Raw genomic sequence first — 16,674 nt, forward strand, 5'->3', positions numbered from 1 at the left:
GAGGACCCCGTCGGCCGCACGGCCCGCCGCTGTCCGGGCGTCCGCCGCGGCAACGGGAACCCGCGGCCGTTCACACCTCGTCGAGCAGTGCCAGCTCCGCCCAGATCGTCTTGCCCTCGGCGGTGTGCCTGCTGCCCCACCGCTGGGTGAGCTGGGCGACCAGGAGCAGACCGCGGCCCCCCTCGTCCCAGGTCTTGGCACGGCGCAGGTGCGGCGCCGTGTGGCTGGTGTCGGAGACCTCGCAGATCAGGGTGGACCCGTCGTGGATCAGCCGCAGCCGGATGGGCGCGGCGCCGTAGCGGATGGCGTTGGTGACCAGCTCGCTCACCACCAGTTCCGCGGTGAACGTGGCCTCGGTCAGCCCCCATTGGTCGAGCTGGTCGACGACCTGCTTGCGGATGGGGGCCACCAGCGCCGGGTCGGCCGGGATGTCCCAGGTCGCCACCTGGGAGGACGGCAGGCCGCGGGTGCGGGCCAGCAGCAGGGCCACGTCGTCGGCGGAGCCGCTCGGCGGGAGCAGCGCGTGCAGCACGCGGTCGCAGATCTCGTCCAGGGAGTCGGAGGGAGCCGACAACGCCTCGCGGAGCGTCCGGTGGCTCGCGTCGACGTCCCGCTCGCGGCTCGCGAGCAGCCCGTCGGTGTGGAACGCCAGGACGCTGCCCTCCCGCAGCTCCACCTCGGCGGACTCGAACGGCAGCCCCCCGACACCGAGCGGGGGACCGGAGGGCAGGTCGAGCTGCCGGGCCGGGCCGTCCGGCGGGACCAGCAGGGGCTGCGGGTGCCCGGCCCGGGCCAGCGTGCAGCGCCGCGACACGGGGTCGTACACCGCGTACAGACAGGTCGCGCCCACCTCGCCGGTGCCGGCGTCGACACCGGACTCCTGGGACAGCCGGACGACCAGGTCGTCGAGGTGGGTGAGCAGCTCGTCGGGGGCCAGGTCGATGTCGGCGAGGGTGCGGACGGCGGTGCGCAGCCGGCCCATGGTGGCCGAGGCCTGGATGCCGTGGCCGACGACGTCGCCGACGACCATCGCGACGCGCATCCCGGACAGCGGGATCACGTCGAACCAGTCGCCGCCCACGCCGGAGCGGGTGGCGGGCAGATAGCGGGAGGCCGCCTCCACGGCGGCCGTGCGCGGCAGTGTGCGGGGCAGCAGGCTGCGTTGCAGCGTGAGCGTCGTCTCGCGCTCGCGGGAGTAGCGGCGGGCGTTGTCGATGCAGACGGCGGCGCGGGCCGTGACCTCCTCGGCCAGCAGCACGTCGTCGGCCGTGAAGGGCTCGGGGCGCCGGAAGCGGGTGAAGACCGCGACCCCGAGGGTCGAGCCCCTGGCCTGGAGCGGCACGGACATCGTGGAGTGGATGCCGTACTCGCGGACCCGCCGGAACCGGACCGGGTCCCAGGCGAGCCACTTCGCGAGGTCGCCGCCGTCCGCTCCGGAGGCCACGACCGCGTGGCCCAGGATGAGCGAGGCGGCCTGCGGGGAGTTCTCCGGATAGACGTCCACCTGCCCCGGCTTGGCCACGGCCTCGGGGCTGCCCGAGTTGACCGACTGGTGGGCGGCCCGGCGCAGGCTCACCGGCGGGGCCGGCGGGCCGGCCGACTCGCCGCCGTGCTCCTGTACGTCGAGCAGGTCCACGCTGACGAAGTCGGCGAGCGCCGGGACGCACACGTCCGCCAGCTCCTGGGCCGTACGGGTGACGTCGAGGGTGGTGCCGATGCGCACGCTCGCCTCGTTGACCAGCTGGAGCCGCTCCCGGGACCGGTACTGCTCGGTGAAGTCGTGGGCCGTCACGCACACGCCCCGCACGCGCCCGGAGTCGTCGGTGAGCGGTGCGAGCCGGGCCAGCCAGGCGTGCGCCCCCCGGCTCTCGCCGCTGGCCTTCATGTACGTCTGCATGTCCTGTCGCCGGCCGGTGCTCAGCACGCGGCGCAGATTCTCCTCCAGCTCCGTGTTCTGCGGCCGGCTGCCGACGTCGGTGGGCCGCAGGCCCCGCAGCCGGTCGGCGGGCAGCCCGAGGAGGTCCGCCATGGCGTCGTTGACGCCGCGCAGCCGCAGCTCCTCGTCGAAGATCATCGTGGCGCAGGGTGACTGCGTCAGCGCCGCCCGCACCAGCGGGTCGTCCGGCAGCTCCCCATCTGGGGCCTTCGGCGGGGACACGGCGAGCCACTCGGCAGCCTCCGGGCCGTCCGGCGGTCTGCGGTGGGCGAGCACCCACACGGAGACCGTGTGTCCGTCGCGGTGACGCAGCGTGAGCGTCCCGTTCCAGCGGGAGTCGGCGGGCACGGGGGGCGCGGCCGCTCCGTCGGCCAGCAGCTCGGCGGCCGGGCGGCCCAGGACCTCGGCGGCCGGGTGGCCCAGCAGACGGTGTGCGCCCTCGCTCCACTCGGTGAGCGTGCCGTCGGCGGCGATGACGGCACGGGCGGCCACGCCATCGTCGAACGGCTGGTCCGGGCTCATCGTCGCCACTCCATACGGACACTCACAGTGATCAGGGAGGTCGCTTGAGTTCCAGACTAGTCCGTGGGCGCCCGACGTGGACCGGTAACCCCTGTGCCGCCGGTCGCGCACGGTCGGGGCGCAATTCCGGCCGATGGGATGCCCGGGACAGAACGGCGCTGCCGCACCCTTGACGGCCTTGTGTGACACCTCGACAGAATCTGTTTGTTCACGATTAGTTGTGAGTACTTCTGGGACTTGATGAGGGAGAGCCGCCATGTCGGTCACGCGCAGATCGGTCCTGCTCGCCTCCGCCGCCGCGCCCGCGGCCGGAACACTGCTGGGTGTCCCGGAGGCGTGGGCCGCCGATGGGGCGCGCGGCGCGTCCGGTCGCCGCACCGTCGCGTTGCGCGACGGCTGGCGCTTCGCGCTGGTCAACCCGGGCGGGATCACCGACCCGACCGGCGACTACGCAGACGCCGCCCAGCCCGGCTACGACGACTCGCGGTGGCGGGAGGTCGCCGTCCCGCACGACTGGAGCATCGAGCAGGCCCCCACCACCGACCACGGCACCACCAGCGGCACCGGCTTCCTCCCCGGCGGCCTCGGCTGGTACCGCCTCGCCTTCACCCTGCCGCCCGCCCTCGCCGGCAAGCGGATCTCGGTGGAGTTCGACGGTGTCTACATGGACTCCTCCGTCCACTGCAACGGCACGGAGGCCGGCCGTCACCCCTACGGCTACACCGGTTTCGCCTTCGACCTGACCGATCTCGTGCACACCGACGGCGCCACCGAGAACGTGCTCGCGGTCGAGGTCCGGCACCGGCTCCCCAGCAGCCGCTGGTACTCGGGCAGCGGCATCTACCGCGAGGCCCGCCTGGTGATCACCGAGCCGGTGCACGTGGCCCGCTGGGGCACCCGCGTCACCACACCCGAGATCTCCGCCGAGCGGGCCGTCGTACGGATCGACACGTCGGTCGTCAACGCGTCGGGCGCGGACGCGGACGTCGAGGTCGTCTCCCGGATCGTCGATCCGAAGGGCCGGACGGTCGCCCGTACCGCCTCGACGGCCGCCGTCACCGACGAGCAGACCGAGACCCACGAACTCACGGTCCGGCGCCCCCAGCTCTGGGACATCGCGGCCCCGCACCGCTACACCCTGCACACCGAACTGCGCGTCGGCGGCAGGACCACCGACACCTACCGCACGCGCTTCGGCTTCCGCACCTTCCGCTTCGACCCGGACGAGGGCTTCTTCCTCAACGGCACCCACCACAAGCTCAAGGGCGTCGACCTCCACCACGACCTCGGCGCCCTCGGCGCCGCCGTCAGCATCGACGCCGTCCGCCGCCAGATGGAGATCATGCGGTCCATGGGCGTCAACGCCCTGCGCACCTCCCACAACCCGCCCGCGCCGGAGGTGATCCAGGTCTGCGAGGAGCTGGGCGTCGTGATGCTGGTGGAGGCGTTCGACTGCTGGCGCACCGGAAAGAACCGGTACGACTACGGCCGGTTCTTCGACGAGTGGTGCGAGACGGACGCCACCGAGATGGTGCTGGCGGCCCGCAACTCGCCCGCCGTGCTGATGTGGTCCATCGGCAACGAGGTCCCGGACTCCACCTCCACGGCCGGCCTCGCCATGGCCGACCGGATCATCGCCGCGATCAGGGCCGCGGACGACACCCGCCCGCTGGTCATCGGCTCCGACAAGTACCGCCGCCTGCCCGCCAAGGGCTCCGCGGCCGACCTGATGCTGGCCAAGCTGGACGGCCTCGGTCTCAACTACAACACCGCCAAGTCGGTGGACCAGCTGCACGCGGCCTACCCGCACCTCTTCCTCTTCGAGTCCGAGTCCTCCTCGGAGACGTCGACGCGGGGCGAGTACCAGGAGCCCGAACACCTCAACACCGGCGAGAACCACACGCCCGGAAGGCGCGGAACCTCCTCCTACGACAACAACCTCGCCTCCTGGACCATGAGCGGCGAGTACGGCCACAAGAAGGACCGCGACCGCAAGTGGTTCGCCGGGCAGTTCCTGTGGTCGGGCATCGACTACATCGGCGAACCCACGCCGTACGACGTCTTCCCGGTCAAGGCGTCCTTCTTCGGCGCGGTCGACACCGCGGGCTTCCCGAAGGACATGTACTACCTGTTCCGGAGCCAGTGGACCAGCGAGCCGATGGTCCACCTGCTGCCGATGACCTGGAACCACGCCGAGGGCGACACGGTCGAGGTCTGGGCGTACGCCAACGTCGACACCGTCGAGCTGTTCCTCAACGGACAGTCCCTGGGCGTACGGCGGTTCGACAGCAAGAAGACCGTCGACGGCCGCACGTACCTGGAGACGACCGAGGCGACCGGCGACGACAAGACCTTCACCGACGGCCCCTATCCCGGCAGCTACACCAGCCCGAACGGCAGCGCCGGCAAGCTCCACCTGACGTGGAAGGTGCCCTGTGCGCCGGGCGAGCTGAAGGCGGTCGCGCGGCAGGACGGCAAGGTGGTCGCCACCGACGTGCTGCGCACCGCCGGCGCCCCGCACGTGATACGCCTGACACCGGACCGCACGTCCCTCGCCGCCGACGGGCGTTCTCTGGTCTTCGTGACCGCCGAGGTGGTCGACCGCCGCGGTGTGGTGGTGCCCGACGCGGAGCACCTGCTCTCCTTCGAGGTGGCGGGCGGCTCCCTCGCCGGGCTCGACAACGGCCGCCAGGAGAGCGCCGAGCGCTACCAGGCGAGCACCCGCACCGCCTTCCACGGCAAGGCCCTCGCCATCGTCCGCTCCGGCACGAAGACGGGCACGGTGAAGGTGACCGCCCGCGCCGACGGCCTGCGCACCGGCACCGCGACCGTACGCGCCACCCGGGCGGCGGACCGGGCCGAAACCGCGCCGCCCGCTTTCGCGCCGGAGCACCCGGCACCCGTCGACTACCCGCACGCGGACGCCAGTTACTCCGGACGCCCGGACACCCTGCCCGCCGCCATGCTCGACGGCGACCCGGCCACCGGCTGGTCCAACGGCTTCTTCAAGCAGGCCACGGCCCTGCTGCCCGCCTTCGACGGCGCCCGCACCGAGGACTGGGTCACGGTCGACCACGGGCGCGTCCGCGGCTTCGACCGCGTGGACGTCTCCTTCACCGTGGACGCCACCCACAGCCTGCCCGCGGCGATCGAGGTGGCGGTGTGGGGCGGCCGGGCGTGGCGGGCCGCGGAGGGCACGGCGATCGACTGGGCCACCGCCTCCGACGCCCCGACCGTGATCACCTTCAAGGCCGTCCGGGGCTCCCGGATCCGGCTCACGATGACGAGCCGACACCCCGACGAGGCCCGGGGCGCCGTCCGCATCAGCCGGCTGGAGACCCCGGCCGCCTGAGCCCTCGACCGGGGCGGTCCGGACGGGCGGCGAACAGCCAGTCCCGTCCGGACCGTTGACGGGGCGTCACATCTGCCACAACCATGGCGGGCATCCGCATCTGGGAGCGCTCCCACACCGAGCGCCACCCGCACCTCTCCAGAGGAGCCCGGACGTGAAACGACGCAGAACCGCCCTGTTGTCCCTGACGGCCCTCCTGGCGACCGCGCTCACCGCGCTGCCCTCCGCGCCGGCCGGGGCCGAGGAGACCGAGCAGGTCAGGAACGGCACCTTCGACACGACCATGGACCCATGGTGGGCCACCAGCAACGTCACCGCGGGGCTGTCCGACGGCCGGCTCTGCGCCGACGTCCCCGGCGGCACCACCAACCGCTGGGACGCCGCCGTGGGGCAGAACGACATCCCCCTCGTGAAGGGGCAGTCGTACCGCTTCTCCTTCAGCGCGACCGGCACGCCCGCCGGGCACGTGGTACGGGCGATCGTGGGCCTGTCGGTGTCGCCCTACGACACCTACCACGAGGTGACACCGCAGCTCAGCGTCTCCGGCGACACCTACTCCTACACCTTCACCTCGCCCGTCGACACCGCCCAGGGCCAGGTCGGCTTCCAGCTCGGCGGCAGCGCCGATCCGTGGCGCTTCTGCATGGACGACGTCTCCCTGCTCGGCGGGGTGGCACCGGAGCCGTACGAGCCCGACACCGGGCCCCGGGTCCGGGTCAACCAGGTCGCCTACCTGCCCGCCGGGCCGAAGAACGCCACCCTGGTCACCGACGCCACGGCGAAACTGCCCTGGGAGCTGAGGACCTCCGGCGGAGCGGTGGTCGCCCGGGGCACGACGGTGCCGCGTGGCGTCGACGCCTCCTCCGGGCAGAACGTCCACTCGATCGACTTCGGTGCCTACCGCAAGAAGGGCACGGGCCTCACGCTGGTCGCCGACGGCGAGACCAGCCGCCCCTTCGACATCGACGCCAGCGCCTACGAGCGGCTCCGCCTGGACTCGGCGAAGTACTACTACACCCAGCGCAGCGGCATCGCGATACGCGAGGACCTGCGGCCCGGCTACGGCCGCCCGGCCGGCCACGTGGGCGTGGCGCCCAACAAGGGCGACACCGCCGTGCCCTGCCAGCCCGGCGTCTGCGACTACACCCTGGACGTCAGCGGCGGCTGGTACGACGCCGGTGACCACGGCAAGTACGTCGTCAACGGCGGCATCTCCACCTGGGAGGTGCTGAGCACCCACGAACGCGCGCTGCACGCCCGCACCGGCGACGCCCGCAAGCTCGGTGACGGCACGCTCGCCATCCCCGAGAGCGGCAACAAGGTCCCGGACATCCTCGACGAGGCCCGCTGGGAGCTGGACTTCCTGCTCAGGATGCAGGTACCCGACGGGAAGCCGCTGGCCGGCATGGCCCACCACAAGATGCACGACGAGCAGTGGACCGGACTGCCGCTGCTGCCCAGTGACGACCCGCAGAAGCGCGAACTGCACCCGCCGTCCACCGCGGCCACCCTGAACCTCGCCGCCACGGCCGCACAGGCCGCCCGCCTCTACCGGCCCTACGACAAGGCGTTCGCCGACCGGGCGCTGACGGCCGCCCGCAAGGCCTGGTCGGCGGCGCTCGCCCACCCCGACCGCCACGCCTCCGAGAGCGACGGCATCGGCGGCGGCGCCTACGCCGACAGCGATGTGACCGACGACTTCTACTGGGCGGCGGCCGAGCTGTACCTCACCACGGGCGAAAAGCGGTTCCAGGAGTACGTCCTGAAATCGCCGGTCCACACGGCCGACATCTTCGGCCCCATCGGCTTCGACTGGGCCCGCACGGGCGCGGCGGGACGGCTCGACCTCGCCTTGGTGCCGAACAAGCTGCCCGGCCGGGACAAGGTCCGCCAGTCCGTCATCAAGGGCGCCGACCGCTACCTGTCCACGCTGAAGGCACAGCCCTACGGCATGCCGTACGCACCGGACGGCAACAAGTACGACTGGGGCTCCAGCCACCAGGTCCTCAACAACGCCGTCGTCCTCGCCACCGCGTACGACATCACCGGCGCCTCGAAGTACCGGGACGGCGCGCTCCAGAGCATGGACTACATCCTGGGCCGCAACGCGCTGAACATCTCCTACGTCACCGGCTACGGCGAGGTCAGCGCCCAGAACCAGCACAGCCGCTGGTACGCCCGCCAGCTCGACCCGAACCTGCCGAACCCGCCGAAGGGCACCCTCGCCGGAGGGCCGAACTCGGGTATCCAGGACCCCTACGCACAGAGCAAACTCCAGGGCTGCGTCGGCCAGTTCTGCTACATCGACGACATCCAGTCCTGGTCGACCAACGAGCACACGATCAACTGGAACGCCGCCCTGACCCGCATGGCCGCCTTCGTGGCGGACCAGGGGTAGGGACCGCCCGGGCGCGCCGGGTGCCGGGGGAGTCCGCCGACAGGACGCCTCCGGCACCCGCGCGTAACCTGGTGTCATGCCAGCGGTGCGGGTCGACGGCATCGAGGTCGCGTACGACCGGGTGGGCCAGGGCCCGCCCCTCGTGCTCGCGCACGGCGCCACGACGGACGCCCGCCTGTTCCGTCCCCAGACCGAGGACCTGGCCGACGAGTTCACCGTCGTGGCCTGGGACGAACCGGGTGCCGGCCGCTCCTCCGACGTACCGCCGTCCTTCGCGCTGGCCGACTACGCCCGATGTCTGGCGGCCGTCATCGAGGACGTCGGCCTCGGTCCGGCGCATGTCCTCGGCCTGTCGTGGGGCGGGACCGTGGTGCTGGAGCTCTACCGGCACCACGCCGAGCTCGTCCGGACGCTGCTCCTCGTGGACACCTACGCGGGCTGGAAGGGCTCGCTGCCCCCGGCGGAGGTGCGGTCGCGGGTCGAGGGGGCGGAGCGGACGCTCGCGGTCCCGGCCGAGGAATTCGCGCCGACCATGCCCGGCCTGTTCGCCGGGCGGCCACCGGCCGAAGCCGTCCGCCTGTTGTCCGTGATGTCCGCCGACACCCGGCCCCGGAGCATGCGGGCGGAGCTCACCGTCATGGCCGAGGCCGACCTGCGTGACCTGCTGCCCGAGATCGCGGTGCCGACCCTGCTGCTGTGGGGCGAGCTCGACGCACGCTCGCCGGTGGACCTCGTCGCCCGTCCCTTCCTGGAGGCGATCCCGGAGGCCACCCTGGTCGTGCTGCCCGGCACCGGGCACCTCAGCAACCTCGAGGCCCCGGAGCCGTTCAACCGGACTGTTCGGGAGTTCTGTCGTGCCCATTCCTGAGCACGAGTTCCCCGGGCCGTTCGTGGGCGGTCAGGGTGTGCAGCCGAGCCTGGTCGAGCGGCTCGTGCACCTCGACGTACTCGCCGTGCGGCAGCCGCTTGATCACGCCGGTCTCCCGGCCGTGCAGCACCAGCTCGCGGTCGCGCAGCTGCAGCCCCAGACAGATCCGCCGGGTGACGACGAAGACGGCGGCCGGGACGGCGAACACCGCGATCCGCACCGCCCAGGTCACCGTGTTGATCGACAGGTGGAGTCGGGTCGCGACGATGTCGTTGCCGCCGCCCGCGAGCAGCACCAGGTAGAGGCTGATCCAGGCCGCCCCGATCGCCGTGCGGACCGGGCGGTTGCGCGGCCGGTCCAGCAGATGGTGCTCGTGCCGGTCGGCCGTGAACCTGGCCTCCAGGAACGGGTAGACGCCGATGAAGAGCAGCAGCAGCGGGAACACCACGATCGGGATGAACACGCCCAGCACCAGCGTGTGGCCCCACAGCGTGATCTCCCAGCCGGGCATGATCCGCACCAGCCCCTCGGCGAAGCCGAGGTACCAGTCGGGCTGGGCGCCCGTGGACACCTGGTCGGCGCGGTAGGGGCCGTACGACCACACCGGGTTGATCGTCGCCACCGCCGCCATCAGCGCGAGCACCCCGAACACCAGGAAGAAGAAGCCGCCCGCCTTCGCGAGGTACACCGGCATGAAGGGCGCGCCCACGACATTGCGTTCGGTACGCCCGGGGCCCGCGAACTGGGTGTGCTTGTGGTACACGACCAGCAGCACATGGACGACGATCAGCGCCGCCATGACCCCGGGGACCAGCAGGACGTGCAGCGAGTAGAGGCGGGCCACGATGTCGTCGCCGGGATACTCGCCGCCGAACAGGAACATCGCCAGGTACGTTCCCACGATCGGCACCGACAGCAGCGCGCCGTGCACGAACCTCAGCCCCGTGCCCGACAGCAGGTCGTCCGGCAGCGAGTAGCCGAACAGGCCCTCGAACAGACCGAGGAAGAGCAGCAGCCAGCCGAACAGCCAGTTGACCTCGCGGGGCTTGCGGAACGAGCCCGTGAAGAAGTGGCGCATCATGTGCGTCAGCATCCCGGCGACGAAGACCAGCGCCGCCCAGTGGTGCAGCTGCCGGATCAGCAGCCCGCCGCGCACGTCGAAGCTGATGTCCAGCGTGGACGCGTACGCCTCGGACATGCGCACGCCGTTCAGCGGTGTGTAACTCCCTTGGTACGTCACCTCGTTCATCGACGGGTGGAAGAACAGCGTCAGATAGACGCCGGTGAGGACCAGCACGACGAAGCTGTACAGGCAGATCTCGCCGAGCAGGAAGGACCAGTGGTCGGGGAACACCTTGCGCAGGTACTTCCGGCCGAGCGTGTGGATGCCGAGCCGGCCGTCGAACCAGTCGGCGAGGCGCTCGCCCTTCCCGGGCCGCCCGACTGCGGTCACGCCGCCTCCTTCGGCAGGTGGGCGAGCTTGTCCGGGTTGGCGACGACGTAGATGCCGCGCACCCGGTCGCCCTCCGGGGTGAGGTCCAGGACCAGGACGGCGTAGGGGGCGTCGCCGTCGAACAGCACCGCCGCGTCGTCGCCGTTGACGCGCCGGTAGCGGAACACGGGGTTGCTCGGGCCGCCCCGTCCGGAGGTGAGCAGGCGGGCCACCTTGTCCCGGCCGTGCACCGGGCGCAGACTCGCCGGCCTGCGCTTGCCGCCGGCGTCCGTCCACGCCGTGACGTCCGGCGCGAGCACCTCCATCAGCGCGGCGATGTCCCCGCCGAGCGCCGCCCGAACGAACCGCTCGGTCGCCTCCCGCCGCACCCGCGGATGCGCCTCGTAGCGAGGCCGCCGCGCGTTCACATGGTCCCGGGCCCGGTGTGCCAACTGCCGTACGGCGGCGGGGGAGCGGTCGATGATCTCGGCTATCTCGGCGTGCGGGTAGCCGAACACCTCGCCCAGGACGAACACGGCCCGCTCCAGTGGGGTCAGCGACTCCAGGACCACCAGCATCGCCAGTGACACCGACTCGGAGCGCAGGGCGGGGCCGTCGGCGGTGTCGGCGCCCTCGTCGGCGACCAGGGGCTCGGGCAGCCAGGAGCCCACGTACGTCTCCTGCCTGCGGCTGATCACGGCGCGGCGCCGCAGCGCGTGGTTGACGGCCACCCGGACGAGATAGGCCCGGGGGTTGTCGACGCCGGCCAGGGGAGCGCCCCCGCCACGGGCGGTCCAGGACAGCCATGTCTCCTGCAGGACGTCCTCGGTGTCGGCGACACTCCCCAGCATGTTGTAGACGACGCCGAACAGCAGCTCGCGATGGTCGACGAACACCCCGGTCGCCTCGTCGAGCGGGGCGGCGGTGCCCGGTACGGGGATCTCGGTCATGCGTGGTCCTCCCAGAGACGCGCTCACTACTGCGAGCCGTGCCGGGCCCCGGAATGTGACATCGCGCGGTGTGATGTGATGCAGATCTCAGAGGATGACGAAGGGGGCAGCTCCTTCGGTACCGTCGCCCCTGCCCTCTGACCAGGGGGTATTTACGAGTCAGTACCCGAGCGGTACCGTGAAGGCATGCCAGCTCTCAACGTGGAGTTCAGCGACCGCGAACTTGAGGACCTGCGGCAGATCGCCAAGGAGCGCGGTACGTCCATGAAGGCGCTCGTGCGGGAGGCGGCCGCCGCCGACATAGCCCGCCACCGGGCGCTCCAGGAGGGCGCGGAGGCCTTCCGCAGGTTCTTCGCGACCCACGCCGACGAGTTCGCCGCCGCCTTCCCGGACGACGAACCGCGCGCCAAGGGCGAGGGGCGGGCTGCCTGACCGATGGCACCCGTCCTCCATATCGATGTGCCCTGGCTGCTCCAGCGCCATGAAGAGGTCCTGCCGGACCAGCCCACCATCAATGACTTCTCCGCGTTGGTGGCCGCGGTTGCCCGGCACCGTGTCGACCCGCCCCGCCTCGGCGTGAACTCCGACCCGGCCTGGCGGGCCGCCGCGCTGCTGCACACCATCACGCTGCTCCGGCCGCTGCCCTCGGCCAACGCCCGCTTCGCGTGTGCGACGGCCGTGGCGTACATGTTCGTCAGCGGCGTCGGCATCGACCCGCCCTACGGAGCCCTCGTCGACCTCGCCCGCGATCTGATGTCCGGCACGACCGACGTCTACGGTGCGGCGGACCGGCTGCGGTCCTGGCAGATCTGAAAATGTCGAAAACCGGTGCGACCGGCGCGTATGTGTTCCCGTTTCTGACTTTCTGTCAATGGGCTTGATGTTGCACAGGCGCCTTGTTGGTCGTGTGGGGGTTGTGCAAGAGTGAAACACACGTGCGGGGGGAATGGCCGGGTGTCGCACGCGTTTTGTAGACCGGGTCCGATTCGCCGTCGGTGAATTCGCACCTCCCGCGCCGCGCCAAAAAGGTACGCACCAACCGGGCTCCTTTTTCGGCGGCAGGACTTCTGTGTGTCACATGCGCGTGGGAAGGAACCATCTCAGTGCCCACCCCCCACCCCCCTCGTCCCCCGTATCCCCCGCCCGGCGGGGATCCCGGGGAATCCGATGAATCTCTCGCCGCCCCGCTGAGAGGCAGTCCGGAGGGCGGGGTCGCCGCCCATTCCGTCGCGCTGCTGATGGCGCGGCACTGGCAGCCGGTGTACGAGTACGCGGTCATCTGTCTCGCCTCGTCGGCGCGGGTCGCCGAGATGGTCACGGGAACCGCCTTCCACCGGACCCTGAACCGCCTCGCCTTCGGCGAGTCGGCCGTCGCGCTGCGCCCGGCGCTCCTGGTGACCGTGCGCGACACGGTCCGGGAGTGGTCCGGTGACGATCGAATATCCGCCGTACTGCCGGCGCTGCAGAAACCGGCCGGAGGACGCGGACTGCGCGCGGCGACGTCCATGACGCCCGAAAATCGCGTCCTCGCGGAGCGGGCATTTCAGGCACTTCCCGCAGCCGCGCGCTGTTTGCTCTGGCACGTCGAGGTGGAGGCCGATCCTTTAAGCGTCCCGGCAGGTCTGCTGGGCATGGATACCGACATCGCGTCGGCCGCAATCGAACAAGCGCGTGACACATTCCGCGAGGGTTGTGTACATGCCCACCGTGAACTCGCGCCGACCCAGGATTGCCGCTTCTACAACCGCCTCCTCGACGTTCCCATCCGCAGGGGCGGCGCCCTGCTGCCCGACGTCCAGGAGCATCTGGCGGAGTGCCGCTACTGCCGGAACGCGGCCGAACAACTGAGCCATTTCGAGGGCGGACTGGGGCCGCTGATCGCCGAAGCGGTGCTCGGCTGGGGCGTCCGCCGCTACCTCGACTCGCGCCCGGGCCGGTCCTCGCACGGGACGCGGGGCGGCCGCGCGGGCCGGCGTGGCGGAGGGCGGGGCGACGGACGGCCCGGGAGCGGACGTCACCGCCTGCTGTCCCGCATCCCCGTGCGGGTCCGCCGGGTCCAGGGCGTGCGCGTCCCGGACGCGTCGCGCTCCTCACGGGCGCTGCTCTCGGGCGTCGGCGCGGTGTCGGCCGGGGTGCTGGCGACCGTGCTCATCATCAGCGCGTCGTCCCACGACGGCGGGCAGGCCGACCCGGCCGGCTCCAACAGCGCCGCCGGCGGCAACGGCGCCGGGTCCGTGACCCCGCCCGACACGGCCGGGCTTCCGACGGCACCGGGAGTGACGCGGCTGCGCAACGCCGGCGCCGACCTCTGTCTGGACGTCCGCGACCTGCCGAAGGAGGGGTCGGGGACCCAGCTGGCGGAGTGCTCGACGGCGTGGACCCAGCAGTGGACGTACGAGGACGACGGGCTGCTGCGCAGCGTCGCCGATCCCGGCCTGTGCCTGGACTCGCACAAGGACGCCGGCGTCGTCGTCCTCGGCACCTGCGCCGAGGACGACGCCGAACGGGCCGACGACGTGCGCTACGACCTCACCGTGCAAGGGCAGTTGCTGCCCCGCTGGGACGAGCAGCTCGCCCTCGCCTCCACCAACGACGACCCCGGTGCCGACATCGTCGTCAAGGTCCGCGACCGCTCCGACGAACAGCGCTGGCAGCCGGAGCCCGTGCCGACGACGGCCGGTTCCCTGTCGATCGCGGAGGAGGAGGGCCCGGTGGCACGACAGGTGAAGGTGCCGACCGGATGAGCCAGGTGAACGCGAGCCCGGAGGTCTGAGCGGGAGTGGAGCCGGGGCCTGCGGCCGGTCCCCTCCCGGAGGGGATCGCCGGGCCCCGGCCGTCGCCGGTGTCTCAGCCCGGCTCCGCCATCAGCCCGGCCGGCCGCCGGCACCGACCGCTGGTCACGTGGCCGCTACCGACGCGCGCAGGACACGGGCCAGCTCGCGCGGCTGCGAGAACATCGGCCAGTGGCCCGTGGCCATCTCCACCAGCTCCCACTGGTCGCTCTTGAGCAGCCCGGCCACCGCCGGCATCGGCTCGTCCCCGTCGAGGAGGCACTTCACATACGTCGCCGGGAGGTCGCCCGAGGCGCCGGCGAGCACGGCCGGTTCGGTGAGCGTGGCGCCCGGATGCGGGGTCGAACCGTCGACGATCCGGGCGATCTGCTCGTCCGTCAACCCCTGCCCCGCGTAGTCCGGCGCGCCGAGCGGAGGCCAGAACCCGTCGTGGTCGGCGATCGACTGCCGTACGTGGTCGCTCGGCCAGCCCGACAGGAAGGACTCGCCGTCCACCGGCACGTTCGCGTCGACGAACACCACGCGCCGCAACCGGTCACCGATCCGCTCCGCGGCCTGCCCCACCGGTATGCCCGCGTAGCTGTGCCCCACGAGGACGACATCACGCCGGCCGAGGCGGTCCACCTCGTCGACGACGTCCCGCACGTGCGTCTCCAGCCCGGCCGCCGCGCCCTGTTTCTCGGCGAGCCCCGACAGCGTCAGCGGGTGGACGTCATGCCCGGCGGCGCGCAGCTGAGCGGCCACCTCGTCCCACGCCCACGCCCCGAGCCATGTCCCTGCCACCAGTACGAAGTTGGTCATGCCGGCAACGTAGCCGAAGGGTCTGACAGCGCCCCCTCGGCGCCGGGCCCGGTGATCGGCGGCACCGGTACCTCGACGGTCCGGGCCAGCCGCGCGCCCTCGGGCCCGTACACCGCCCGGGGTTCGGGGAACAGCCGCAGCAGCGTCAGGAACAGCACCGCCGCCACGACCAGCGACAGCGGCAGACTGATGTCGACGCCGCCCGCGAGATCGCCCAGCGGCCCGACGAACTGCCCGGGGATGTTGGTGAAGAGGACACCGAGCAGCGCCGACACCCACCAGGCGGTCATGCCCCGCCAGTTCCAGCCGTGCGCGAACCAGTAACGACCGCCGCGCTGACGGCGGTTGAAGACCTGGAGCGCCTCCGGGTCGTACCAGCCGCGCCGGGTCCAGTAGCCCAGCATCATCACGACCATCCACGGCGTGGTGCAGGTGATGATCACCGTGGCGAAGGTGGAGATGGACCGCACGAGGTCGAGCCCGAACCGGCCCGCGAAGATGAACCCGATCGACAAGGCGCCGACCAGCAGTGTCGCCCGGACCCGGGACAGTCTCGGGAACACCGACGAGAAGTCGAGCCCGGTCCCGTACAGCGCCGTCGTGCCCGTCGCCATGCCGCCGATCAGCGCGAGCAGGCAGACCGGCAGGAAGAACCAGCCGGGCGAGATCGCGAGCAGTCCGCCCACGTAGTCAGGGGCCGCCGGGTCGACGTACCGCGGTGCCTTGTGCGCGATGATGCTCGCCGTCGTCAGACCGAACAGGAACGGCAGCAGCGTCGCGAGCTGTGACAGGAACGCGGCCCCCATCACCTTCCGGCGCGACGTGCTCGCCGGGATGTAGCGCGACCAGTCGCCGAGGAACGCCCCGAACGACACCGGGTTCGACAGCACGATCAGCGCCGCCCCGATGAACGACGGCCAGAACAGGGCCGTCGTCGCCGCGTCCGCCGAGTCGGTGAAGACGCCCGCGTACGAGGGGTCGAAGTCCCCCGCGAACGCCACGGCGCCGATCAGGAACAGCGCGCTCGCCGAGGTCACCGCGATCTTGTTGACGAACAGCATGAACCGGAAGCCGTAGACGCACACGGCGAGGACCAGCACCGCGAACAGCGCGTACGCGACGGCGTAGGAGACGTCGCCCCGGTCGAGGTCGAACAGCCGGTGGGCGCCGCCGACCAGGGCGTCGCCGGAGCTCCACACCGAGATGGAGAAGAACGCGACGGCCGTCAGCAGGGAGAGGAACGAGCCGACCACACGGCCGTGCACGCCCAGGTGTGCCGAGGACGACACGGCGTTGTTGGTGCCGTTGACCGGGCCGAACACCGCCATCGGGCACAGGATCAGCGCGCCCGCGACGACCCCGAGGAGCGTGGCCGCGAGACCCTGCCAGAAGGAGAGGCCGAACAGGATCGGGAAGGCGCCGAGGACGCAGGTGGAGAAGGTGTTGGCGCCGCCGAAGGCGAGCCGGAACAGGTCCAGCGCGGTGGCGGTGCGCTCGGCGTCGGGGATGCGGTCGACACCGTGGGTCTCGACCTCCGTCAGGGACGGGGGAGACGCGGCGGGGGAGGGGGGTTCGGCGCCCGGGGGACGTTCGGCCGGCGAGGACAAGTGGGCTCCAGCGGGG

At 71.7% G+C, this 16,674-nt stretch carries 11 protein-coding genes; 6 read left to right on the forward strand and 5 right to left on the reverse strand.

Annotated features, from left to right (window positions below):
• Nucleotides 1-70 precede the first annotated feature (70 nt).
• Nucleotides 71-2,458 carry a SpoIIE family protein phosphatase gene (locus SCNRRL3882_RS38060; protein WP_010040556.1) on the reverse strand — a complete coding sequence of 796 codons (2,388 nt, stop codon included), beginning with the start codon at nt 2,456-2,458 and terminating at the stop codon, nt 71-73.
• Between the two features lie 256 nt (nt 2,459-2,714).
• On the opposite strand from SCNRRL3882_RS38060, the gene SCNRRL3882_RS38065 reads away from it, so the two are divergent.
• The 3 genes from SCNRRL3882_RS38065 (at nt 2,715) to SCNRRL3882_RS38075 (ending at nt 9,076) form a co-directional block, all read left to right on the forward strand.
• Nucleotides 2,715-5,810 carry a glycoside hydrolase family 2 TIM barrel-domain containing protein gene (locus SCNRRL3882_RS38065; RefSeq protein WP_010040555.1) on the forward strand — a complete coding sequence of 1,032 codons (3,096 nt, stop codon included), beginning with the start codon at nt 2,715-2,717 and terminating at the stop codon, nt 5,808-5,810.
• A 154-nt stretch (nt 5,811-5,964) separates the two neighbouring features.
• The gene (locus SCNRRL3882_RS38070) at nt 5,965-8,208 is read left to right on the forward strand and encodes a glycoside hydrolase family 9 protein (RefSeq protein WP_029181221.1); all 2,244 of its coding nucleotides are present in this window, start codon (nt 5,965-5,967) and stop codon (nt 8,206-8,208) included.
• A 76-nt stretch (nt 8,209-8,284) separates the two neighbouring features.
• Nucleotides 8,285-9,076, forward strand: a complete 792-nt coding sequence (locus SCNRRL3882_RS38075) for an alpha/beta fold hydrolase (RefSeq protein WP_029181220.1) — start codon at nt 8,285-8,287, stop codon at nt 9,074-9,076.
• On the opposite strand, the gene SCNRRL3882_RS38080 is transcribed toward SCNRRL3882_RS38075, so the two are convergent.
• Entirely contained in the window at nt 9,036-10,529 is a 1,494-nt protein-coding gene (locus SCNRRL3882_RS38080; protein ID WP_102514928.1) for a cytochrome b, read from the reverse strand. The genes SCNRRL3882_RS38075 and SCNRRL3882_RS38080 overlap by 41 nt on opposite strands.
• The gene (locus tag SCNRRL3882_RS38085; RefSeq protein WP_010040544.1) at nt 10,526-11,458 is read right to left on the reverse strand and encodes a sigma-70 family RNA polymerase sigma factor; all 933 of its coding nucleotides are present in this window, start codon (nt 11,456-11,458) and stop codon (nt 10,526-10,528) included. Before SCNRRL3882_RS38085 ends, SCNRRL3882_RS38080 begins: the two co-directional genes overlap by 4 nt.
• Nucleotides 11,459-11,644: 186 nt before the next feature.
• Here SCNRRL3882_RS38085 and SCNRRL3882_RS38090 point away from each other — a divergent pair, with 186 nt between their 5' ends.
• From SCNRRL3882_RS38090 to SCNRRL3882_RS38100, 3 genes are all read left to right on the forward strand, one after another.
• Nucleotides 11,645-11,890, forward strand: coding sequence for a hypothetical protein (locus SCNRRL3882_RS38090; protein ID WP_029181219.1), 246 nt, complete (start codon nt 11,645-11,647; stop codon nt 11,888-11,890).
• A 3-nt stretch (nt 11,891-11,893) separates the two neighbouring features.
• Nucleotides 11,894-12,271 (forward strand): hypothetical protein, encoded by a 378-nt coding sequence (locus SCNRRL3882_RS38095; protein WP_029181218.1) that lies wholly within the window; start codon nt 11,894-11,896, stop codon nt 12,269-12,271.
• A 290-nt stretch (nt 12,272-12,561) separates the two neighbouring features.
• Nucleotides 12,562-14,202, forward strand: coding sequence for an RICIN domain-containing protein (locus tag SCNRRL3882_RS38100; protein ID WP_029181217.1), 1,641 nt, complete (start codon nt 12,562-12,564; stop codon nt 14,200-14,202).
• Nucleotides 14,203-14,355: 153 nt separating this feature from the next.
• On the opposite strand, the gene SCNRRL3882_RS38105 is transcribed toward SCNRRL3882_RS38100, so the two are convergent.
• Nucleotides 14,356-15,051 carry an alpha/beta fold hydrolase gene (locus tag SCNRRL3882_RS38105; RefSeq protein WP_010040537.1) on the reverse strand — a complete coding sequence of 232 codons (696 nt, stop codon included), beginning with the start codon at nt 15,049-15,051 and terminating at the stop codon, nt 14,356-14,358.
• Nucleotides 15,048-16,658, reverse strand: a complete 1,611-nt coding sequence (locus tag SCNRRL3882_RS38110) for a purine-cytosine permease family protein (RefSeq protein ID WP_010040534.1) — start codon at nt 16,656-16,658, stop codon at nt 15,048-15,050. The genes SCNRRL3882_RS38105 and SCNRRL3882_RS38110 overlap by 4 nt, the downstream gene beginning before the upstream one ends.
• Between the last annotated feature and the right edge of the window lie 16 nt (nt 16,659-16,674).

It is taken from the genome of Streptomyces chartreusis NRRL 3882, from assembly GCF_900236475.1.
In the GTDB taxonomy this organism is placed as follows: Bacteria; Actinomycetota; Actinomycetes; order Streptomycetales; family Streptomycetaceae; genus Streptomyces; species Streptomyces chartreusis_D.